Origin of the sequence: Sporosarcina ureae (genome assembly GCF_002101375.1) — a bacterium.
Classification (GTDB): domain Bacteria; phylum Bacillota; class Bacilli; order Bacillales_A; family Planococcaceae; genus Sporosarcina; species Sporosarcina ureae_B.
The window spans coordinates 1,063,275-1,085,329 of sequence record NZ_CP015207.1 but is presented as its reverse complement, the minus strand read 5'-3'; the positions used below and the strand labels follow the sequence as shown (position 1 = coordinate 1,085,329).

The 22,055-nt window shown below is 38.3% G+C and carries 19 protein-coding genes; 13 read left to right on the top strand and 6 right to left on the bottom strand.

Annotated elements, in window-relative coordinates; all coding sequences use genetic code 11:
- Positions 1–237 precede the first annotated feature (237 nt).
- The 3 genes from SporoP8_RS05325 to SporoP8_RS05315 all read left to right on the top strand — a co-directional run bounded on the left by SporoP8_RS05325 (position 238) and on the right by SporoP8_RS05315 (position 3,063).
- Positions 238–1,566 carry an AAA family ATPase gene (locus SporoP8_RS05325; protein ID WP_085131561.1) on the top strand — a complete coding sequence of 443 codons (1,329 nt, stop codon included), beginning with the start codon at positions 238–240 and terminating at the stop codon, positions 1,564–1,566.
- A 3-nt stretch (positions 1,567–1,569) separates the two neighbouring features.
- Complete coding sequence (locus tag SporoP8_RS05320) at positions 1,570–2,187, top strand: hypothetical protein (protein WP_085131560.1); 618 nt, start codon at positions 1,570–1,572, stop codon at positions 2,185–2,187.
- Positions 2,188–2,325: 138 nt separating this feature from the next.
- The gene (locus tag SporoP8_RS05315; RefSeq protein WP_085131559.1) at positions 2,326–3,063 is read left to right on the top strand and encodes a Fic family protein; all 738 of its coding nucleotides are present in this window, start codon (positions 2,326–2,328) and stop codon (positions 3,061–3,063) included.
- A 48-nt stretch (positions 3,064–3,111) separates the two neighbouring features.
- Here SporoP8_RS05315 and SporoP8_RS05310 read toward each other — a convergent pair whose 3' ends face one another.
- Positions 3,112–3,963 (bottom strand): DegV family protein, encoded by an 852-nt coding sequence (locus SporoP8_RS05310; protein WP_085131558.1) that lies wholly within the window; start codon positions 3,961–3,963, stop codon positions 3,112–3,114.
- 211 nt (positions 3,964–4,174) lie between these two features.
- Here SporoP8_RS05310 and SporoP8_RS05305 point away from each other — a divergent pair, with 211 nt between their 5' ends.
- From SporoP8_RS05305 to SporoP8_RS05285, 5 genes are all read left to right on the top strand, one after another.
- Entirely contained in the window at positions 4,175–6,100 is a 1,926-nt protein-coding gene (locus tag SporoP8_RS05305; RefSeq protein WP_085133562.1) for a DUF2075 domain-containing protein, read from the top strand.
- A 55-nt stretch (positions 6,101–6,155) separates the two neighbouring features.
- A complete protein-coding gene (locus tag SporoP8_RS05300; protein ID WP_198166078.1) occupies positions 6,156–7,526 on the top strand; it encodes an S-layer homology domain-containing protein in 1,371 nt (456 codons plus the stop codon).
- Positions 7,527–7,601: 75 nt separating this feature from the next.
- Positions 7,602–8,189, top strand: coding sequence for a hypothetical protein (locus SporoP8_RS05295; protein ID WP_085131556.1), 588 nt, complete (start codon positions 7,602–7,604; stop codon positions 8,187–8,189).
- A 344-nt stretch (positions 8,190–8,533) separates the two neighbouring features.
- A complete protein-coding gene (locus tag SporoP8_RS05290) occupies positions 8,534–8,968 on the top strand; it encodes a nuclease-related domain-containing protein (protein WP_198166077.1) in 435 nt (144 codons plus the stop codon).
- Between the two features lie 361 nt (positions 8,969–9,329).
- Complete coding sequence (locus SporoP8_RS05285; RefSeq protein ID WP_232319217.1) at positions 9,330–10,859, top strand: caspase family protein; 1,530 nt, start codon at positions 9,330–9,332, stop codon at positions 10,857–10,859.
- 334 nt (positions 10,860–11,193) lie between these two features.
- On the opposite strand, the gene SporoP8_RS16720 is transcribed toward SporoP8_RS05285, so the two are convergent.
- Both SporoP8_RS16720 and SporoP8_RS16715 read right to left on the bottom strand, forming a co-directional pair.
- Positions 11,194–11,691, bottom strand: coding sequence for a GIY-YIG nuclease family protein (locus tag SporoP8_RS16720; protein WP_232319216.1), 498 nt, complete (start codon positions 11,689–11,691; stop codon positions 11,194–11,196).
- 57 nt (positions 11,692–11,748) lie between these two features.
- Positions 11,749–12,204, bottom strand: coding sequence for a hypothetical protein (locus tag SporoP8_RS16715; RefSeq protein ID WP_232319215.1), 456 nt, complete (start codon positions 12,202–12,204; stop codon positions 11,749–11,751).
- Positions 12,205–12,408: 204 nt separating this feature from the next.
- Here SporoP8_RS16715 and SporoP8_RS05275 point away from each other — a divergent pair, with 204 nt between their 5' ends.
- Entirely contained in the window at positions 12,409–13,128 is a 720-nt protein-coding gene (locus tag SporoP8_RS05275) for a nuclease-related domain-containing protein (RefSeq protein ID WP_085131554.1), read from the top strand.
- A gap of 145 nt (positions 13,129–13,273) precedes the next feature.
- On the opposite strand, the gene SporoP8_RS05270 is transcribed toward SporoP8_RS05275, so the two are convergent.
- On the bottom strand, positions 13,274–14,098 hold the full coding sequence (locus SporoP8_RS05270) for a conserved phage C-terminal domain-containing protein (RefSeq protein ID WP_085131553.1): 825 nt from the start codon (positions 14,096–14,098) through the stop codon (positions 13,274–13,276).
- A 599-nt stretch (positions 14,099–14,697) separates the two neighbouring features.
- On the bottom strand, positions 14,698–15,594 hold the full coding sequence (locus tag SporoP8_RS05265; RefSeq protein WP_085131552.1) for a LysR family transcriptional regulator: 897 nt from the start codon (positions 15,592–15,594) through the stop codon (positions 14,698–14,700).
- Between the two features lie 200 nt (positions 15,595–15,794).
- On the opposite strand from SporoP8_RS05265, the gene SporoP8_RS05260 reads away from it, so the two are divergent.
- Positions 15,795–17,030 (top strand): sodium/glutamate symporter, encoded by a 1,236-nt coding sequence (locus SporoP8_RS05260; protein ID WP_085131551.1) that lies wholly within the window; start codon positions 15,795–15,797, stop codon positions 17,028–17,030.
- A 22-nt stretch (positions 17,031–17,052) separates the two neighbouring features.
- Positions 17,053–17,997, top strand: a complete 945-nt coding sequence (gene speB / locus SporoP8_RS05255; protein ID WP_085131550.1) for an agmatinase — start codon at positions 17,053–17,055, stop codon at positions 17,995–17,997.
- Between the two features lie 154 nt (positions 17,998–18,151).
- Here speB and SporoP8_RS05250 read toward each other — a convergent pair whose 3' ends face one another.
- The gene (locus SporoP8_RS05250) at positions 18,152–18,781 is read right to left on the bottom strand and encodes a TetR/AcrR family transcriptional regulator (protein ID WP_085131549.1); all 630 of its coding nucleotides are present in this window, start codon (positions 18,779–18,781) and stop codon (positions 18,152–18,154) included.
- 139 nt (positions 18,782–18,920) lie between these two features.
- On the opposite strand from SporoP8_RS05250, the gene SporoP8_RS05245 reads away from it, so the two are divergent.
- Both SporoP8_RS05245 and SporoP8_RS05240 read left to right on the top strand, forming a co-directional pair.
- Positions 18,921–20,480 (top strand): AMP-binding protein, encoded by a 1,560-nt coding sequence (locus SporoP8_RS05245; protein WP_085131548.1) that lies wholly within the window; start codon positions 18,921–18,923, stop codon positions 20,478–20,480.
- A 14-nt stretch (positions 20,481–20,494) separates the two neighbouring features.
- Positions 20,495–21,838 carry an MFS transporter gene (locus SporoP8_RS05240; RefSeq protein ID WP_085131547.1) on the top strand — a complete coding sequence of 448 codons (1,344 nt, stop codon included), beginning with the start codon at positions 20,495–20,497 and terminating at the stop codon, positions 21,836–21,838.
- Positions 21,839–22,055 lie beyond the last annotated feature (217 nt).

Sequence of the window (22,055 nt, the reverse complement as noted above, 5' to 3'; positions counted from 1 at the left end):
GAGTGAACTACTTAAAGCTGGTGATGAAAGATATTACGACGGAATGGGTATTCGGTTATGAGGATAGTGGTGTTGTTAGAGACTGTAAATGAGAAGCATGACTTCATTGTGTATGAGAATTATTAGATAGATATGCCACCATTGTACTTTTTTTTGCATAGCTTGAATATATAGTGTTCTTTTATCAGATTGTTGGTTATGATGAGAGTATAAGAAAGTGTATAAGGAGGCTGTTAAGTGGATAAACGTTGGGTTTTACATGTAGAAAACTTTGCAAAAATCAAATCTGCTGATGTGAAAATCTCTCCATTATTATGTTTTGTTGGGGATAATAACTCAGGAAAGAGCTATATGATGACTTTGCTATGGGGAATTTTAACAGCAGGCAAAGATGTTTTTCCTAAAAGCGCACCAAAAAATTCGAATAAGTACAAGGCATGTGAAGATTGGCTGGAATATAATTTAAATCACAATGTACCCATTACAAATGAAGTAATTCAAATGTATATTAATTGGTTTAACGAAATGCTACACAAACAAAAAAAACCATTATTAAAAAAGTTATTTAACTTTGAATTAGAGGCAGAGAAAATTGAAATTCAAAATTATGAACGAAAACATGCTATTTCATTAAAGTGGAAAGAAGCAGGATCAAGATATTCTGCTACTAAAAGTGCTATACAATTCCCTATTCAAGAAGGATACTCTAGTGAAGATTTATATAAAATGAATTCTTATATATGTTGGAACTTGTTAATGCACGATATAGCTGCTCCTTTGTATACCCCGATTGTCAAAGGTAGAAGAATAGGCGAGCCTATCTATTTACCTGCTTCTAGAACGGGCTTCATGCTCACTTACTCTCAGCTAATAGAGAAATCGATATACAATAGTTTCTCAGCAGAACCAGATGGCGATCATAGCATGCTTACCTTACCGTACGTGGACTTTTTACAACTAATCACTAAATTTGAACCCAAAAAGTATCCGGATAAATATAAAGATATTATTCATTATATTGAAAATGACATGACAAAAGGATCTATTAACGTCGTAAAAGATTTTGTTCCGGTCATTAAATATAAACCTGAAGGAGGAACAAAAGAATTACCGTTATTCATTACATCATCTGTCGTATCTGAGTTATCTCCAATTTTGCTCACGTTAAAATCAAACATCAAATTTAATACTATAATAATTGAAGAACCAGAAGCGCACCTACATCCTGAATTACAACAAAAGATGGCGCGTATGATTATCAAACTGATGAATAGCAACGTGCCTGTATGGATTACAACGCACAGTGAAACCATTTTACAGCATATCAATAACATGATTAAACTTAAAAAACATAAAAATTCTGATGAATTGCGTGAAGAATACGGATATACCAAAGATGATTTAGTAAGTATAGAAGATATTCAAATGTATCAATTCACTAGTGACAACAAGCAGAAAACGATACTAGAAACGTTAGAAAGCAATGAGTATGGATTTGTAGTACCGACATTTAATGAAGCATTGCAGTCAATTGTAGATGAAGTGTATGCTTTTCAGGAGGAATAGTTTATGTATAACAGTCGAATACAATATGGGATAGACCATTTCATAAGTGATGACTATTTCCTTCCAGAGAAGAGATATTATGAGTTAAAAGAGAAAGATAAAAATGGAAAAAGCTTATTAAAACTAACTGTCGATGGTGTAAATATTTGCGTAGAAGACTATGATGAAAAAAACAAATGCGGTTTTTTGAGGCAAGAAAAGAAAAACGGTATGAAAAAATGTATAGATCACTTCATTTTAAAAGAAAACGGTGCGACTTGGGATTTATATATGTTTGAGATGAAGAGTGGTGTAGGAAACAAAACATGGATGGATATAAAATTAAAGCTTCGCTCAAGTTATCTCAATATAAAGGCATTGTGTGGATTTTTAGGAATAGCGCTTGGCGATGTTTATGCATGTACAACCTATGAAAATGAACAATTCCACAACATTCAAAAGAATGCAGATCCCAAAACCCTTATTGCTCCATTAGGAAAGAAAGCGATCGATTTTAAAAAAGACGAGTGGGATAAAGGGGAAATTTCCATTGATCTTGGTATGAAATTTACTCTTCCTCATCAAGCGTTACTGATGGAGCGAAAAGAGGAGATTGGATTAGTTGGGGAATTGCAGATTTAACAGTAGGAACCAGTCGCAATAAAACTCTGAAGTCATTCCAAACTTTTTTGAGGTTTGATATCATCCATTCGAGTTAGGGATATTGTACAAGGAACCTCTTGTGTGATATCCCTTACTTTATTAGGAGAGATAGTAGCTATGAATGAAACATTGGATAGACTCACATCGATGAAGAGGAGCCTTGATCAGCGCGGGCCACTTTCTAAAGAACTGACTAGAAGCCTAAAAGAAGATTTTATAATTAAAAGTACATATCACTCCAATGCGATTGAAGGAAATAGATTAACGGTTTATGAAACGAAGGCAGTGCTGGAGGACGGCATAGTTATTGCTGGAAAATCTATGAGAGAGCATCTAGACGCTATAAATCATAAGGAAGCAATTTTAGTTGCTGAAGAAATGATGCAGCGAAATCAACTGTTCTCAGAAATAGTGATTAAAGAATTGCATGGCAACGTCTTGCATTCAATAGACAGAGCAAATGCTGGGAAGTATAGAGAGCAGAATGTAATTATATCAGGTGCCTCTCATACACCACCTGATGCTGTAGTCGTTCCGCAGTTAATGACGGATTTGATTGGATGGTACAATGCTGCTACAGATTTACATCCAGTGGAAAGAGCAGCGATTCTTCATAGTAAGTTTGTAAATATCCATCCATTCACTGATGGCAATGGCAGGACGGCTCGCTTATTGTTGAATTTAGAGCTGGTGCGATCGGGTTATTTGCCGGTTATTATTGAGACTGAGCGTCGATTTGAGTATTATGAGTTGTTGGATCGGGCTGCTGTTACAGGGGATTATGAGGGGTTTGTGGAGTTTGTAGTGGATTATGAAGCGATGGAATTGGAACGGTATTTGAGTTTTATTGGGTAGGGCTCAACATAGTTAAGGTACCTGTATCTGCCAGGTACCTTTTTGACGTTAAACTTCTATCCCCGCAATTCCAAACCCTCCAGGACCAGAATGTGACGAAATCATAGCGCCCGCTTCCATCCAAAGAATATTTTCAAATCCTTTTTCCAATGCAATTTCATTGATCCGTTCTTTAATAGTCTCACTTAGTCCGATAGAGTATATAAAATAAATTTGTTGTCGATCAATGTCGTATTGCTGTAAATAATCGAGTAGTAAAGTTTCAGCCACTTTGCTCATTTTTCCACGATATTTTTTAGTCGAAACAAGCTTACCTTCCACTAATTCAATACATGGTTTAATTTTTAACAAAGCCCCGCCAAGATACGCCATATTGCTGACTCGTCCGCCAGCTCGTAAAAAATCTAAGCTACCCGGAAGGAAGGCAAGTCTCGCTTTTGGAACCTTTGCTTCGATCTTTTCAAGCAAGTGGACAGGATCCATTTCAGGTTCTTCCTCCAGCAGAGCAACCGCATACATAATCACCGCGGTTAATCCGCCTGTAACGTTTAAGGTATCGATTAAATAAATATCCTCTACATCTTCCGCTGCGGTTAACGCATTTTGATAGGAAACAGACGCCTTGGATGTGTAGCCTATATGAACGATTGTATGATCAGGAAATTCTGTTCGAATCTTTTTGAAGAACTCTTGGTACTCATGGGTATTCGTGGCGGCGGTGGACGGTATTTTTTTGGTGCGTTCGTAAAAATCAAATATATCTTGTACGGGTAGATGACCGTCTAAATAGTCCTGGCCGTCCATGATGACGTGCATGGGTACTACATGGATGTTGTGTTTCTTTGCTAGAAATTCAGGTAGATCGGCACCGCTTTCGGTTGTTAGGATGATTTTTCTCATTGTTGGTCGCCTCCAGTTTGTATTTTATCCGATATGTAGGTTATTGAATTTACTTCAACTATACATGATAAATAGGCCATGTATGTTGGATTTATGAAATGTATGAAAAAGCAGTTCTTAATATACTGATTATTTTGTCAAGTATTGTCGTTATACTATTATAATGGTAGGATGTGGATAGAACGTAAATATAAAGTATGTGGGTGATATATTGATTATATATGAATCGACTAAAGAACAATTTGTTGGTGATGTCGTAAATGAACTGTTGATTGATCGTTTATATAGCTCCTATCAAAAGAAGATAGGGAGAACGAGTAAAGCGGAAATTCGTTCGTGGGAAAATTCTCTGCAGAAAATGTCCAATGTGATGCAGGATGACGATATACCGCGCGATGCAGCAGTAGCTATTGAATTCAATATTCCCAATACATCCAAGCGGGTGGACTTTCTTATTGCGGGTAATGATGGGGCGCAAGATCATGTGGTCATTGTAGAATTAAAGCAGTGGGAAGAAGTAGAAAAAGTACCGTCTCGTGATGCGTTGGTTCGCACATATGTCGGTGGAGGCGTTAGAGAAGTTGTCCACCCCTCCTATCAAGCATGGTCGTATGCGGCTCTCATTGAAGACTTCAATGAAAACGTACAGCAGCAAGAAATTCGTTTGGAACCGTGTGCTTACTTACATAACTATCGAAAAACAGATAATGATCCGTTAACAGATGATCACTATGCAGATCATTTGGAAAAAGCACCTGTTTTTGTTAAAGGTGAAATTTCAAAGTTGCGGACATTCATTAAGAAATACATACGCGAAGGTGATCGGAATCACTTAATCTACCAGATTGAAAATGGCAGAATCCGACCTTCTAAATCCCTTCAAGACGCATTGAACAATATGTTAAAAGGAAATGAAGAGTTCATCATGATCGATGAGCAGAAAGTGTTTTATGAAGAGGCATTCCACTTAGCGCTCAATAGTATCCGGACAGGAACTAAACAAGTGATGATAGTGGAAGGGGGACCCGGTACAGGTAAATCTGTCCTCGCTATTAATTTAATGGTTAAGTTAATAGCTGAGGAACTGGTGGCGATGTATGTAACAAAGAATGCTGCGCCGCGGCATATCTATTCTACAAAGCTGAAAAAGGATTTTAAAAAGTCCCACATTGATAATCTCTTCAAAGGATCTGGCAGCTTTACAGAAGTAGAGTCAAATGAATTTGATATTTTAATTGTCGATGAAGCTCATCGATTAAATGAGAAATCAGGCTTATTTCGCAATCTAGGAGAGAATCAGGTTAAAGAACTGATTAAAGGCTCTCAATTCACGATTTTCTTTATTGACGAACATCAGAAAGTTACCATACACGACATTGGCAGTATAGAAACAATTGAGAAATATGCAAAAGAACTGGGCGCTGAGATCATCTCACGTGAGTTAGTGTCACAATTCCGTTGTGGCGGATCAGACGGCTATATTGCATGGCTGGAAGATGTATTGCAAATTAGACATACAGCAAACATCAATGATATGGGTATGGATTACGATTTCAGGATTTTTGATGATCCGAATGAAATGCTTGAGGAAATTGAAAAGCTCAATGAAAGAAATAACAAATCACGTCTGATGGCGGGGTACTGCTGGGAGTGGCCGAAATCCAATCGGCGTGACGTAGACCATTTTGACATTACGATTCCCGAGCATGATTTCGGTATTAGCTGGAACATAGAAAACACATGGGCTATAGAGAATTCGTCTGTTCGTGAAGCAGGGTGTATTCATACAGCTCAAGGATTGGAATTTGACTATGTTGGTGTGATTATAGGGGACGATCTCCGTATGGAGGACGGGAAACTGGTCACGGATTTTACTAAGCGTGCAAAGTCGGATCAATCCCTGAGAGGGATTAAAAAGCTAGCTAAAGAAGACCCCGAAAAAGCTTATGTGGTAGCGGATCCGATTATCCGTAATACGTACCGAACGCTGATGACACGAGGGCTAAAGGGATGCTTTATTTATTGTACTGATCCTGAGTTGCAGTCTTATTTGAAGGAACGATTGAAAAGAGTGACGGCGAATCGTAGGGATCAGGAGCAGTTGCTTTATTTGGTAGATGATCGAGAAGATTATTAGTATGATAGCAAAAAAATTAACCGCACTTCAAAAATATATACGAGGAGATATACTTATGAAAAAAATAATTAGCATATTTAGTTTTTTGTTAGTCTTTATTATAGCTGCACCAGTTGAAGCAAATGATAGTTTTAGAGATGTTAAACCTTCCAATCAGTTCTACACATCAATTGAATGGGCTACTCATAACGATCTGTTAAAAGGCTATGACAATGGTACATTCAAACCCAAAAATAATCTGACGGAAGCACAGTTCACTATAATATTGACACGTTATTTAAATCCTATACTTACAAATAATATATACCCTGGATTTGAACGAGAAGAAGTGTATGAATATATCGGGTCTTATAACTTACCTATCAAAGGTATTAAAGATGAAAAGGTTAGAAATCGTCCGTATACACGTATCGATGTGGCGAAGGTTTTTGCAACTTTGGCGACTGGAAATAAAGTTTCTGAAAAACAAGCTGTTGACTGGATGTATGAAGCAGGTATTACAACTGGAAAAGGTGTTAGTTCGAATAGATACAAGGATTTCGGTGGCGGCGACCTTTTGAAAAGAGAACATATATCTGCCTTTTTCAAGAGACTAAATGATAGTCCAGCTTTCGTTTATCCTAATACACCACGAAGCGCATTTGAAAAAGCTTCTAATTTTGCTGCAAAAGATTATAAGTTAACAGATCTTCAACAAGCTAATTTCGACAATGATTCTTCTACAATCCAATACGTTGCACAATACAGACATAAATCTGCCTATGAACGTGCGTTACGTTTTCAATTTAAAGTTTTAACATATGACAAAATGAAAAAGACTTGGACAGTGTCTACTGAATACAAAATAGGAGACTATGATGACGTATATCTGGACGTAATATCAATAGGGAAAAATCAAACAGAAAATCAAGTACTGATTTATTCGTTAGAAGGTAGTTCAGCATTTTTAACTGCTAGAGTTATAGGTTATACACCTAATTCAGGTTTTCATATCGAGGAAATACCTTCAACGTTCTATCAAGGAAGCTATAAAGTAATAAATAGAGAGCTTAATTTATTTGAAGGAGACAAATCGAAAGTAGCTTATACATGGGCTGATGGTAAGTTACTTAAGACAGACGTTAGTATTGTTCAACCAGGAAAAAATGATATTGTAATTACGTATGATCAAGATCAGTATGACATTATCCATAGCAATATAGAGGCATTTGACACTATATATGCAAAAGTTGACCAAAGGCTTCACTTTATTCAAAAGACATCATATCTAGAGAATTATAGAGTAAGAGTCATGTATACAATGGATACGGATATTGTTAATTATGATACAGGAAAATTTATAGAAGAGGGCATACTTAAAGTGCATATTTTGCCTAATGGTTCTTGGGAAGGTGCACATGAGTTTTTTGTTAATGTTACTAAGTGAGTGAAACTTAATGTAATATCTACTAGCAGTTATAATAAGATACTAAATTTCAAAATAAATTTGGGAGTGATAAGAATGGATATGAATACAGAATTGGTAGCATTAGGTACAAAGTTCACAAGTTTGATAGCTAAAAATAGTGTCCCTATAGTAATGGATAAAATTAGATTAGCTAAAGAGGCAAAAGAGGATAACACGACAATAAACAGTCTTGAAGAGATTATTAGTGAATTAATTTCTGAGAAAAATGAATTGATTCAAATTGTTCAGGTTTATGAAGAGCGAATTATAATGGAGAAAATCTCTGATGAGGATATTGATTATATAACCAAAAGTCTAATACCTCTTATAGAGGTTTTAATTCAAGAAAGCGATGAGGAGTCAGCGGAGAAAGTTGCTAGTGCACTAGCGCTATTCAAACCTTTATTATCCAAGGAGACTTTCTCTATACTGCAGATGCTTGGATTCAATTTCAAGCAAGCTATAGGTGAACCACTGACAAATCTGTTAAGAGAGTTAATACATTCAAAAATACCAGTAAACTCTTTACAACAATATGAAAGTGAGATACTCCAACAGCAAGCGATTATCGAAGAATTAAGCATATATAGAGATAAACAAGCATTTGAAAGAATGGTAAAGGTAAGAACAGGACAATTTTAAAAATAAGTAAAAGTTAGGTAAAATGATTAAAAAACAGCGTGTATAGATAAGGTACTTGTGTGAGAGAAAACGTGAATGTTTAAACAATCATGAAAGTTTCATGCAGGTACTTTTTTGATTCGAAATTTTATAATATGAAATCGTTTTGGATAAGTGCCAATGAGAAGTAGAATCTAACGTAAAAATGTCTTATCGAGAGTATCGTGACTTCGTTCTGATGTTTTGATAATATAAGAGTATCCATTAAATGGATAAAGGGTGAAAAGTAAGTGGAAAAAATGGAGCTATTTTTTGCCACCCTAGTATATATTCTGACATTGAAAGCCTTCTGGTTTCTCGTCGCCATGGTGGTTCTAACCACCGTCATTCAGTTGTCGAAATGGCGGGGTGCTGTCGGCGAGCGAACCGTACGGAAACGGCTCGAAAAACTAGGCGAAGAGTACAGAGCCTATCATGATCACTACGTAGAGGACGCACAGTACGGATTTACGCAGATCGACCATGTTGTCAACTCCAAATATGGCCTGCATGTCATCGAAACAAAGCACTATAAAGGATGGATCTTCGGTAGCGAAAATCAGAAATACTGGACGCAGATCATCTTTAAAAACAAACAGAAATTCTACAATCCGATACGGCAGAACTACGGTCATATTAAAGCGCTCAAAAGTCGTCTGGACTTGCCTAACCTGCCGTACGCTCCATCTTCGCCTTCTCTAACGAAGTCGAATTCAAAGAACCGTTCCGGTCAGCTGATGTTGTCCACTACCATGGATTAATGAAAGCGATTAAGTAAGACGATAAACTGCGGCTCACTGACATTCAGGTGAACAGCATAATAAGTAACGTGGATCAGCTTGTAGGTCTTCCGAAAGAGGAGAAAATTCGATCAGGAAAGCGCACTTGTAGCAGGTGCGAAAGAAGTATAATGCTACGCTGGTCTAGAAAGTGAAGTAAAGGTGTGGCGCAGTGAAAGAAATAGTCGTTAGAAAATAACGCACCGGTGTGAAACGAAGCTAAATGTTTAAACAATCATGAAAGTATAACTTGGGTATCAGGTCCTCACACAACTTAAGTACTATTCAGAATTGTATTGGTGATCGTAAGAAAAATCGAATTTCAGCATTGGAGGTAAGTAAAGTGAGTGTTAAGGCATTAGTGATAGGAGTTAGTAATTATTTTATGGAGGGTGCGCCTAATCTACCTTTTTGTAAGAATGATGTAGAAGCAATGACCAAGTCTTTAGAAAGTGGATTAGGTTTAAAAAAGGAAAATATTATTACACTTGGAGCTTTGGGGGATGTAACCAAAGTTGATTTTGATAATGCATTATCAATGATGTCTTCAATTACAAATGAAAATGATATTCTCCTTTTCTATTTTACTGGACATGGTCACAACTTCAACCATCAACATCACATTATATTAAGCGACGATTTTATAAGCACAAACGAGTTAATAAAAAATATGGAAAAAGTTCCGGCAAAAAGCAAAGTTGTATTTTTAGATTGTTGTTTTTCCGGAAACTATTCCATTGAAGACCCAGCAAGTCCTGTAGTTAATCAAATGATTGCAGACTTTCATGGAAAAGGTTATGCAGTTTTCTCCTCAAGTAATGCAGAACAAGTTTCCTATGGGCATCGAGATAAACCCATTAGTATTTTCACTGACTTCTTATGTGATGCGTTTGAGAACAAGTTACTTGTTAAGAAAGGAAAAGTTACTTTACATGATATACACAAACTAGTAAGTCTATATTTAGATGTTTGGAATAAAAACAATCCTGCACAGCAACAAAATCCAATTTTCAAAAGAAATATGGGTGGAACTATCTTCTTTGAAGTTGAGGATTACAAACCTTACCCTACTGCAAAGATATATTTTGAAAGTGACCAATATATTATTTATGAAGTTGAACCGGTGCATACAGGAACTTGTAAAAGATATTCAGTAAAGGTCATTCTTAAAGAACCACTATCCTTTGATGAAATGTCTAATGTATCGATTGAAATAAAAAATATAGTTGAAAAAGCTGAAGTATATACAAATCAGCGAAGTTCAGATAGATGGAAGAATAAATTAGCAAATATAATCTGGATATATTTTGGTTTTGATGAAAGCGATATGATGAGGGGGCATTTCATATGTCATACGACTTGGTGTGATCATAATCAGAACAAGGATTGGTGGTATAATGTAGATAGTTCAAATAAATTTGTGATAAATGACATGCATTTTAATGTACATGCTTATTATGAAAGTCTCAAAAATATTATTCACGATAACTACGGGAACAATGAGGAATTAATATTAGCTGTAAGAGAAATCTCTACAGCAATGTTAAAATCAGCGGAGGACATAATTAGCCTGTATAATGCCTATACAAATCGATTAATTTCTGAGTCGAATTTAGTTGAGCAAATAGCTCCTTTCATTTCTAATATTGAGGAATCCTACATGGCAAGTAGCGATTTAGAACTTGCTCCTGTCGATTTATATGATTGGATGCAAGCCTACTCGAATCTCTTTGCAACAATTCATAACTTTACGTATTACTATAACAAAAAGTATCTAACAAAACGTACGCCAGAAAACAGAAAGGCTTGTATGGAAATGACTATTAAAAACTACTATGCAGAATTAGAAGAAATAATAGAACTAGAAAATTGAAATATTCCTTACTCACGTATGAAATAAAATCATAAGGCGTAAATACGATACCTGTTTTAGAAACAAATGTGAATGTTTAAACAGTCATGAAGGTCCACTTGTATCTACCTTTAATCAATATCTGCTTATTTCGCATTCATGATAGTATAAACCAATACGCGTTAATAAGTAGTGATTGAATGTGCAGACAATTGAATATATTCAAGGACCGTGGAGGGCAGTGGTACTACTGAAAATAAGGTACCTGCGTGAAAAACAAACGTGAATGTTTAAACAATCACAAAAGTTTCTCGCATAGGTACCTTTCATTCGAAGAGGCTTTTCAACTCTTTAATCATCCAACAGTAGTTAATTGTTCTTCTTTCAATTCTTGACTTTGATAATACTCTTGGGCTAAAAGTGTAGTTTTGAACCCTACAGTCGGATCAATTTCTTCTACTACTTCTTGCAACTCGTGAACAGTTGTTTCGAAAAATTCTTTTCTCAAGTTTACTTTATTAACACGCTGTTTTTGTAATAGCTGATGTAGTTGATTTTCAAGACCTACTGCATCATTACTGAAAATCATAGCATGGATATCGAATTTGAACGGCACGGAAGCACTTCCCAGTTCATCCACTCGTTCCTGTGGATTTAACCTTCTTGTCATGCCGACTTTGAACATGTTATCTCCAAATGAACCTAAGTTGGATATCACATAAACATATCCGGCTTTACCATTTGCAAGTCTCGTGATTTCTTCCTTCTTCGCTTCAAGTTCATTCTGCTGATTTTCCAACTCTTGAATACGGGCTTCTAGGCTTGAAATTTTTCCGGTATCCGTTTCGGACAATAGAAGTTCCCTGTTTCGTTCCATTTCAACTAAGAATTTTGCTTCTTCTTGTTCCAGCTATTTCTGTTGCTCTTTCAATGCTTTTCTTTCAGCGGCATCTTGCCTCATTTGTTCACGAATTGCTTGCTGCTCCTCTTTTTCACGTTCGCGCTTTACATAATAGTAGTGTTCTATTTCAATCGCTTCTAAGAAGATTGGTTCGACTTCTGTTAGAAAACGAGTGATTGTGGGTAAAATTTGATTATTACCGTCTGCACAGATCGTTAAGTATTTTCTTACTAAAGCACGTACATTATCTTGTGCTTCTTCGAGTTTTGAGTAGGTAAGTGTAAATAAGATGTTTTGCAATTCTGCTTGCAGGCCTATTACCATTAACTGATAGATGGTCTTGTTTCCCTTGGTTGTATAACGATCAACATAAGTATCGAGTACTTTGCTCATCTCTCGCTTATTACGGGTCATTTCTTTTCTGAGTTCTTTCGAGTTTTTATAATGACAATTAAGCTCAATCATAAACTAGGTACCTGTGTGAAAAACAAACGTGAATGTTTGAACAATCATGAAAGTTTCTCACACGGGTACTTTTTTGATTCGAAACTTTAAATAGGGGTCGATTTGGATAAGTGACAAGCAGAAATAGATTCCAACGTAAAAATGTTTTATCGAGAGTATCGTGATTTATTTCTGGTGCCCCGGTAATAAAAGAGTAACAAGTAAATGTATAAGATTTGGAAAGCGAGCGTATACAAAATGGAGTTATTTTTTGCCACCCTATTATATATCCTAAAATTGAAAGCCTTCTGGTTCCTCGTTGTCATGATGATTCTTACCACCGTCGTTCAGTTGCAGCTGCCGAAATGGCGAGGTGCTGTCGGTGAGCGAACCGTGCAGAAACGGCTCAAAAAACTAGGCGAAGAGTACCAGGTCTATCATGATCTCTACGTCGAGGACGGGCAGTATGGATTGATGCAGATTGACCATGTCGTTGTCTCTAAATATGGCCTGCACGTCATCGAAACAAAGCACTATAAAGGATGGATCTTCGGCAGTGAAAATCAGAAATACTGGACGCAGGTCATCTATAAAAACAAACAGAAATTCTACAATCCTATACGGCAGAACTACGGTCATATTGAAGCGCTCAAAAGCCGTCTGAACTTGCCTAACCTGCCTGTATGCTCCATCATCGCCTTCTCTAACGAAGTTGAATTTAAATTTAAAGAACCGTTTCGGTCAGCTGATGTTGTCTATTATCGTGGATTGGTGAAAGCAATCAAGCAAGATGATAGACCTCGTCTCACTGACAATCAGGTGAACAGTATAATCAGTACCCTGGATCAGCTTGCAGATCTTCCGAAAGAGGAAAAGAAGTTGATCAAGAAAGCGCACTTGCAGCAGGTGCGGAAGAAGTATAACGCCACGCCAGCAAGAAAGTAAAGTTGTGGAGTGGTAGATACAGTGAAAGTAGTAGACGAAGCAAAATAACGTGTCGGTGTGAAACAATCATGAAAGTTTCACGATCATGTGACTTTCACAAAGTTCTGTGTGAACTTGATAGCTTCATTACTATTCGAACCATTGCTTACTTCTCACCAACACTAAAATCGAGAACTGGTGGAACATATGATTCTCTTCTCGGTTTCTTTGCCACGACTAGTTCATTACTATAGTTTTCAAAATTCGTTGCGTTAAACAAAGTCGATGGTCTAAGGAACGTATTAAATTCACGGTGGTTCAACCACTGCTTGGTCTTTAGATCGATGACACGGATGAAATCTTCCTGTGTGTAGCCTTCTTTGATTCGACCGTTGATGAATTTACGGGTAGCAGCGGACTCCGCTTTGAAATGTTTTCCGGTTTTGTCGTTTAGGTATTCAATAACAGAATGTGCGACGTCGAGATTCTTCTCGACAATGGTTTTATTCTTTTTATTCTTAAGTTCTTTGGTTATAGGCCCTCCCATAGTGGGATACGCCTTCGTACCAGTGTGGGTTTGCACAGCGTCTAATTGTGAGTTGATAGTCGTCTCATGTTGGGGTGGTGGAGCGTCCACTTTTGGGTCTACGAATATCTCATTTGGCGTATAGGAAAATGGCAACTTTTCATAATCGATTCGGTACCATTTGGTGTTGTCGATTTTCATCTTATTGTGCTTGGAAGTGGAAATCAGATAACCTTTTTGTTCTAAGTCGTACGTTATTCGTTTAATCGTGTTTAGCGACCAAAACGGAAATTCTTCCATCCAGTCGTCATACGTATTGAACACCCATTTATGACCGTCACGGATGTTTTTTGAAATGTTCAAACGGTAGTGAAGTTGTTGCAAGAATAGCGCAGCGTTCAATCCAACTTTCATTGCCAGTGAAGGTAATAATGGAATCGGATCTTCGTTAATTAATAATTTCATATGGTGGTCCCCCTAAAGTAAAGTGGTGTAGGAGTATCTATTTAGTACTCCTCATACTTCATATAGAGAGTTTTCTAGAAAAGGATACACAGTCTTTAAAAAAGATGTATGTAGTATTTCTAAATGAAATTCACAAAATAAGATACCTTTAATTGAGTAACCTTCTACTATCGGTCTTTAACTGATGAAAATGAATTTAGCGCGTTATTAACAGATATTACAAAAAGTCAATTATCAATAAACTCATCTCTCGAAAAGTATTTGAAGTCAAGAAATATAATTCATTTTATTCCATTAACTTTGTTATCCAGTGGCGATGATGCAAAGAAAGAGGAGTTAATGGAACTATCAAAGAAGCACAAGATCTATACAGAGTAAATGAAAATCAAAAGCGAATAATTAACCAATTATAAAAGTTTAACGCATAGGTACTTTTCATTGATGTACATGACCAACCCACCAGCATACAGTTGCTGGTGGGTTGTTTGATATAAATTTATACATGAGAAAGATCTGGCATGCAATGGACAAAGATTCGTAAAATAACCTGTGGCTCCCGATCCAAAGCGCTGGAATAGATAGCGCGTTTCCAAAAACAATCACTTCCGAACAATAATCTCATTAGAAAACTGAAGAGTAATATCAATAAAGTCTTGAATAGGTGGGGGGAGATAGCGTTCAGGCTGATAGACTAGATAAACCGTTCTTTTGGAAGCGAAGTCTTTTATGTAGACTACGTTTCTTCTTTTCGATGGATTTAGGGCGAGAAAGCTTTCTGGCACAACCGATATACCCAGTCCATTCTCCACAAGGCTGCATGCAGTTTCTAAGCTTTCTGTTTCGAATTCTACTGATGGTGAAAAGCCTACATGCTCGCACGCTTTGATAAATGTTTCTCTAATTTTAAAACCTTCCAGGCTATGAATAAATGTTTCGTTTTTCAAATCGATGATTTCAATGCTGTTCAGGTTTTTAAATCGATGATCTGGAGGTGTTAGTAATACGTAATTTTCCTGGAAGATAGGTATATATTTGAAGTTGTTGTGATCATTAGCTATAGAAGTGATTCCTAAATGAATGTCATAGCTTTCTAAACTTTTTACAATATCATTCGGTCCTAATTCCCGCACTTTCATCGATACAGCAGGGTATTTGCTCTTGAAAATTCCAATCATATGGGAAATGAAATAGCGGTATGATTCAATCATTCCTAGATTGATCTTGCCTTTACCTACATTTCTTGCATCCTCCATTTCTTTGTAAATCTTATCAAATAACTCCAATACATCCTCCGCATGTTTATACAAAATTTCTCCTGGTTCGGTCAACTTCAAACTTTTTGTACTTCTTTCAAATAATGTACAACCCAGTTCTTTTTCTAATGATTTGATGGTATTGCTCAAAGCTGGCTGTGAAATATGTAACTGTATCGCGGCTTTTGTAAATTGTCCGCATGCTGCAATAGTATAAAAATGCTTTAAAGAGCGAATGTCCATTTTAACACCTCTTCTTTATAACTATAAGTTATCAATTTATAATATTTCGATATTAGACATTATATATTTACTATTATACAATTTCAACTAGATGGAGTGTTTAGAAAGTTCTAATTCATTTAATTTCATTTTTTATGAAATTATCTTTAGCTCCTGAGCAAAAAGCGATGTTTAGCGTCAAATTGAAAGGAGGAACTGCTATGTCATCGAGTAGAAGTGAGAATGGAATGCTAATCCTGGATGTCGATATGATTACGTTTACTGCTATCGGGGCAGTGTTACTAATCTTGGGAACATGGATTGTAAGGAGATATGAAATTCTTTGGAAGTATTCCATTCCAGGGCCTGTAATTGGAGGTTTTGGATTTTCACTATTAATGTGGGGAGCTTATGAATTAGGGCTTTTTGAGTTTCAATACGACAATACACTCTACGATTTATTCATGTATGTTTTCTTTGTAACTATTGGATTGTCTACCGGCGTGTCGATTTTGAAAAAAGGCGGTAAATTGCTTTTGATTTACATGTTGGTTTGCTGGTTCCTGGCTATTTTGCAAAATGGTATTAGTGTCGGTGCAGCATGGCTGACAGGCATTAATCCACTCTCTGCATTAATGGCAGGACAGGCATCTATGCAGGGCGGTCATGGCATGGCAGCCTCACTGGCTCCATTAATTGAGTCATTCGGTGAATCAAATGCACTGACAATTGGTATGGCGGCTTCAACATATGGACTCATAGCAGGCTCGTTAATCGGAGGACCTGTCGGCAATTGGCTGATCACTAGAAAGAATTTGAAAATCCAAACTGACACGGATGATTTGAATGCGCTTGCAAGTGAGATTGAAGAGAAGAAGACGGCGATTACTTGGCAAAATGTGCTCATAGAAGGTTCTTTAATCTTTGTAATATTGTCCATCGGTTTGCCTACAGCACAGTGGATTACAAATGTCACTGGCTTCTCCATCCCAGGTCATATATTTAGTCTTTTCCTAGGAATTATTTTCCGTTCAATCAATGAGCGAACGTCATGGGTGCCTATGACAGACACGGCAATGGATATGATTTCAAATGTTTCATTGAACATGTTTTTAGTAATGGCCATGATGAAACTGAAATTATGGGAACTGTATGATCTGGCTCTTCCTTTAGCTGTAATACTTGTTTTGCAAACATTAGCGACAATGGCAGTTGCAGTATTCATCCTCTATAGATTACTTGGGAAGAACTATGACGCGGCTGTGATGTCAGCAGGGTTTATTGGACATGGATTAGGAGCCACACCAAATGGATTGGTTGTAATGAATGCGATATGTACGAAATATGGCGTCTTTTCAAGGAAAGCGTTTATCATTATCCCGGTTGCGGGGACAGTTTTAACAGATATCGTCGGTGTACCTATATTTGTATTTCTTGCAAATCTTTTAGGAAATTAAACTAGTAATGGAGGAATAACGAATGGAAAAAATTAATATGCCAATCACAGGAATTTGTTCTTTTGCTAAGTATCCAATCTGCACGGACTGGGAAGAAATTGATGCAGACATCGCAGTTCTAGGGGTTCCGTATGATACGGGTGTCGGTTTTTTAAGTGGCTGTCGATTTGGGCCTAGAAGAATTCGAGAAGTGTCCACGCATTACGCACGTGGCAGTGCAGGGTTTTATGATCCAGAACGGGATGAAGTATTTTTAGGCGGAGACGTAAAAATCGTGGATGCAGGAGATGCGGATGTCATCCATGGAGATATAGAGCAAGCATTTACTGCAATTGAATATGCTGTAGCAAAAATCCGAGAAAAAGGTGCCATTCCTGCAATTATGGGAGGAGACCATTCGATTTCCATTCCTGTTGCACGCGCATTAAAGGATGAAGGAGATATCACCGTCATTCAATTAGATGCACATTTAGACTGGTCAGATGCACCAGGCGGGCAAACTTTAGGAAACGGCAGCCCTATGCGTAGAATGTCTGAGATGGATCATATTAAAGATATGGTACAAATCGGTTTGCGTGGATTAGGGAGTAGTCGAAAAGAAGATTTTGACGCGGCAAAAGCGTACGGTAGCGAGCTAATCTCAGCACGCGATTCCGCTAAGTTGGGTGTAGAAGGTATACTTAATAAAATTCCAAAAGCCGATAAGTACTATGTGACGATCGATATTGACTGCTTTGATATTTCATTGGCTACGGGTACAGGGTCTCCTTCACCTGGAGGTTTCTCATTCGATTTCCTAAATGACATTTTAATTGGAATCGCTGAAAAAGGAAATGTCGTTTGTTTCGACCTAGTTGAAGTTGCTCCTCAATATGATCCTACTGGTGCCACGACTCGGGTAGCAGCTATGACGATGTTGAACTTTATGGGTCATATTCTTAAAAATAAAGAAAAACATACTAACTGATAGAAACTACTATAGCTATGCAGCGAATATAACTTATTCGCTGTATGGCTTTTTTTGTGTGGGAACCAGGTTCTGATACAAATCAGAAACAATTCTGAATTGAACTAGAGTTGTGTGCGGACCTGGTACCCGTTATACGATAATCCGGCTAACCTTATTCCACCTCTAAAGGTACAGCATCCACTCTGCCGCACTGAAGTCCCGCGAGGAATGTAGAAAAAAACATCTTGCTCTCGGCATCCAGATTGTACTCTTTGCCCAAAGAGAGCCAATCATACAGTAGCCCGCGCATACATCTTGAAAGCATGCGGATCAAAACTTTATTATTGGTGTCTTCCGGCAAATCTCCTTCTTCGATTGCCGTGACGATAAAATCATCCAGAATGGTATACAATTCTCTGTCGTGTATAGAAAAGAAATTGCCTTCTCTTTCCATAAGACCGCTGACATAGACCGTCCTCATCATGTCTTTTCCCAACTCAAATTCGAGGTAATGCATTTGTCGTTCTACTAAATACAGGACTTTTTCATTGAACGTTAACGCTTCCGGCATAACGGAAACAACTTTTTTGTAGTATTGGTCAATCTCTTTGAATTTTTCCATGAAGATATCATATTTTGAACCGAAATGGCCATAAAAGGCACCTTTTGAACTTTCACTTTTCTTCACAATTTCATCTACGGTTACATTATCGAATCCCTTTTTCCGAAACAACTCCAGCGCAGTCTCCAATATGCGCTTCTTCGTCTGCTCCGCCTGTATTTGTCTAGTCGATTTCTTCATTGCAATACCCCCGATTATATTATACCTAACATAAAATAAAACTATTTTTCAGAATATATTGACAAACTCGTGAACATTCAATTAATATATAGACTATAGTCTAAGACTACGGTCTATTCAAATGAACAGGAGGGATTTAATGGATTGTGTAGGTGAAAGAACACTTCGTGACCTGTTAAATGAGAAATTGCATCAGCATCCTGACAAAACATTGTTTTTATTCGAAGACGCTGATCGTCATGTCTCACAAAAAACCTATAGAGAATTTGAGGATGAAGTGGATCGGCTGAGTCGATATTTCCTCCACTTGGGAATCCGAAAAGGAGAGCATGTTACATTACACATGCCGAATAATTTGGAATTTTATACAATTTGGTTTGCTTTGGCGAATATAGGGGCCGTCATGGTGCCTACGAATATTTTATCTCCTACGAGTGAGATGATCTACATTATCTCTAATTCCGATTCTGTGATGTTGATTACAGAACAGCCTTATCTAGATAAGTTCACGGATTTGGGAAATCACTGCCCCGCCATCCGTTACAGAATGCTTACAAGAAGCCAGCCTGTTGATGGTTATTTCTCCTACGATGATGCGCTAGCTTTTGAAAGCGGTTGCAAGCATGCGTTGCCTGAGCTTCATAATGAAGATACCGTCGCCATTCTATACACATCAGGCACTACTTCAAAACCTAAAGGTGTATGTGTCACGCATGCCAACTATTTATTCGTCGGTGAACAGATGGCGTTAAACTTACAGCTGACTGCCAACGACCGGACCTTTATCGTGCTTCCGTTGTTCCACGGTAACGCTCAATATTATTCTACCATGTCGGCTTTAACCGTTGGCGCTTCAATAGCTTTAACCGAAAAGTTCAGCGCATCCCGTTATTTTGAGCAAGCCAATCAGCTGCAAGCTACAGTCGGTTCACTGTTCGCTGCGCCTATTCGCATGATCTTAGCTAAAAACGAATCAAAAAACGTAATCAAGAACACTCTCCACACAATTATCTTCGCACAAAATGTCGCGGCAGAACAGTTGAACCGCTTTAAAGAACTCGCCGGTGTCAGATTGAGTCAGCTGTACGGGATGACAGAAACGATAGGTATTCCGCTAATGAATCCGCTACACAGCGTATGCAAGAATGAAAGCATTGGCAGACCGACTCTCGCGTACGAAGTGAAGTTGGTCGATGAACAAGGTAATGAAGTTCAAAAAGGCGCTTCGGGACAGATCTTGGTCAAAGGTCATCCGGGACGCACCATTATGAAAAAGTATTTACGGAATCAGCTGGCAACCGAAGAAACGATACAGGACGGCTGGCTTCGCACAGGCGATAATGCCCGTATTGGAGAAGATGGATACTATTATTTTGTAGACCGCGTAAAAGATATGATCAAGCGATCCGGGGAAAATGTAGCTACCATTGAAGTGGAAAGTGCTTTAGCCTCCCATCCAGCTGTGTACGAAGCAGCAGTGATCGGTGTGCCGGACGATATGCGCGATGAGGCGATTAAAGCCTTCGTTATTTTGAATGAAGAAATGTACGTTACGGAGAATGAGCTGCTGGCACATTGCCAAGCACAATTGGCTAAATTCAAAGTCCCTGATTCCATTGATTTTTTAGATAATTTTCCACGAACTTCCGTCGGCAAGATCCAAAAAAATAAGTTGGTAAATTACATTCCAGTTAAATAGAGGGGAGACTTTTCATGAAAAAGATTAAAATATTGTTGGCAAGTTTGTCAGGTTCCATTATTGAATGGTATGACTTTTACTTATACGGAACAGCCACTGGAATTGTATTTACCACACTTTTCTTCCCGAATGAAAATCCCGCCGTTTCCATTCTGATTGCATTTGCCACATTCGGAGCGGGATATGCAGCACGACCGCTAGGCAGTATTATATTTGGCCATGTGGGAGATCGGATTGGACGGAAAGCTTCCTTGATGATCACGCTCATCGGGATGGGCGGTAGTTCTTTCTTGATTGGATTGCTGCCGACCTACGCGGCAGTCGGTATCCTGGCACCAGCCATGCTTGTCATACTGCGGTTGATTCAGGGGATTTCTCTTGGGGGAGAATGGGGCGGAGCTGTCCTTCTTGCTACGGAGAATGCCAGCAAAGGAGTACGCGGGTTGTTCGGTTCGATCCCACAACTAGGCGTACCGATCGGGCTAGTGCTTGGTACATTCAGCTTCACACTTATTAACAGCTTCACTACGGAAGCACAGTTCATGGCATGGGGCTGGAGAATTCCGTTCCTGTTCAGCGGGGTACTCATCGTACTTGCTCTCTGGATACGGAGTAGCATCGAAGAAACCCCAGAATTTCAGCAGCGTAAAGAATCTGGCAATATTGAGAAGATGCCAGTACTGACGCTGTTCAGAAACAATTCCAAGGATATGTTCCGAATCATCGGTCTTAAACTGGGCGACGGCTTTTTCAACGTATTCCTAATGTCATTTATTCTGGTGTACGCTACAACGTATATCGGCTACTCACGGGACACGGCACTGCTTGCACTTTCGCTGAGCTGTGCGACGATGCTGATCACAATACCTGTTGTTGGATATCTGTCTGACTTCATCGGACGTAAAGTAATTTATATTTCTGGGTTGATCGGCATGCTGGTGCTGGCAATTCCGTATTTCATCGGCATTTCAAGCAGTACGTCCACATTCTTCATCATGCAGATCGTATTGCTCGGTGTCGTCTGGGCTGCAATTTTTGCGACACAAGGGACATTTTTCTCAGAGCTGTTCCCTGCGAATGTCAGATATACAGGGATGTCCCTCGGGTATCAAATAGCCGCTGCGATTGTCGGGTTCGGACCGATGTTATGGACTGCCATGGCGGCTAATTACGGCCCATCTCCATGGATTTTCGGCGGATTCATGATAGTAGCCCTTCTCGTTTCGCTAGTTTTGGCCATATTCTCACCAGACACGAGAAAAGTTTCGCATTACGATGAAACTGTCCATGAAGAAGAGGTCAAACCGCGCGTGTCCGCGGAACCATTGCTCACTACTGCAGCAGAGGTACGCGAATAATCAGTTTCTACGAGCTCCCGACAGATTGACTGTTGGGAGCTCTTATTCGTTAGATGAGGTAACAGATTCCAACACAACTCAGAAAAATTCAGGTGTTACTTCAAGTACTATATTGTCATTAAATTGAAATTGTATCAAGACACGGAACTCAAGTGGGGCTCCGTGTCCAGTTCGGCATTGAGTAAACAAAGTTTATTAAATAGTTCTCTTTTATTAT

Coding starts and splice junctions, on each gene's coding strand:
- SporoP8_RS05320 (WP_085131560.1), top strand. CDS start 1,570: ATGTATAACAGTCGAATACAATATGGGATAGACCATTTCATAAGTGAT.
- SporoP8_RS05315 (WP_085131559.1), top strand. CDS start 2,326: ATGAATGAAACATTGGATAGACTCACATCGATGAAGAGGAGCCTTGAT.
- SporoP8_RS05310 (WP_085131558.1), bottom strand. CDS start 3,963: ATGAGAAAAATCATCCTAACAACCGAAAGCGGTGCCGATCTACCTGAA.
- SporoP8_RS05300 (WP_198166078.1), top strand. CDS start 6,156: ATGAAAAAAATAATTAGCATATTTAGTTTTTTGTTAGTCTTTATTATA.
- SporoP8_RS05295 (WP_085131556.1), top strand. CDS start 7,602: ATGGATATGAATACAGAATTGGTAGCATTAGGTACAAAGTTCACAAGT.
- SporoP8_RS05290 (WP_198166077.1), top strand. CDS start 8,534: ATGGTGGTTCTAACCACCGTCATTCAGTTGTCGAAATGGCGGGGTGCT.
- SporoP8_RS16715 (WP_232319215.1), bottom strand. CDS start 12,204: ATGATTGAGCTTAATTGTCATTATAAAAACTCGAAAGAACTCAGAAAA.
- SporoP8_RS05275 (WP_085131554.1), top strand. CDS start 12,409: ATGTATAAGATTTGGAAAGCGAGCGTATACAAAATGGAGTTATTTTTT.
- SporoP8_RS05270 (WP_085131553.1), bottom strand. CDS start 14,098: ATGAAATTATTAATTAACGAAGATCCGATTCCATTATTACCTTCACTG.
- SporoP8_RS05265 (WP_085131552.1), bottom strand. CDS start 15,594: ATGGACATTCGCTCTTTAAAGCATTTTTATACTATTGCAGCATGCGGA.
- SporoP8_RS05260 (WP_085131551.1), top strand. CDS start 15,795: ATGTCATCGAGTAGAAGTGAGAATGGAATGCTAATCCTGGATGTCGAT.
- speB (WP_085131550.1), top strand. CDS start 17,053: ATGGAAAAAATTAATATGCCAATCACAGGAATTTGTTCTTTTGCTAAG.
- SporoP8_RS05250 (WP_085131549.1), bottom strand. CDS start 18,781: ATGAAGAAATCGACTAGACAAATACAGGCGGAGCAGACGAAGAAGCGC.
- SporoP8_RS05245 (WP_085131548.1), top strand. CDS start 18,921: ATGGATTGTGTAGGTGAAAGAACACTTCGTGACCTGTTAAATGAGAAA.
- SporoP8_RS05240 (WP_085131547.1), top strand. CDS start 20,495: ATGAAAAAGATTAAAATATTGTTGGCAAGTTTGTCAGGTTCCATTATT.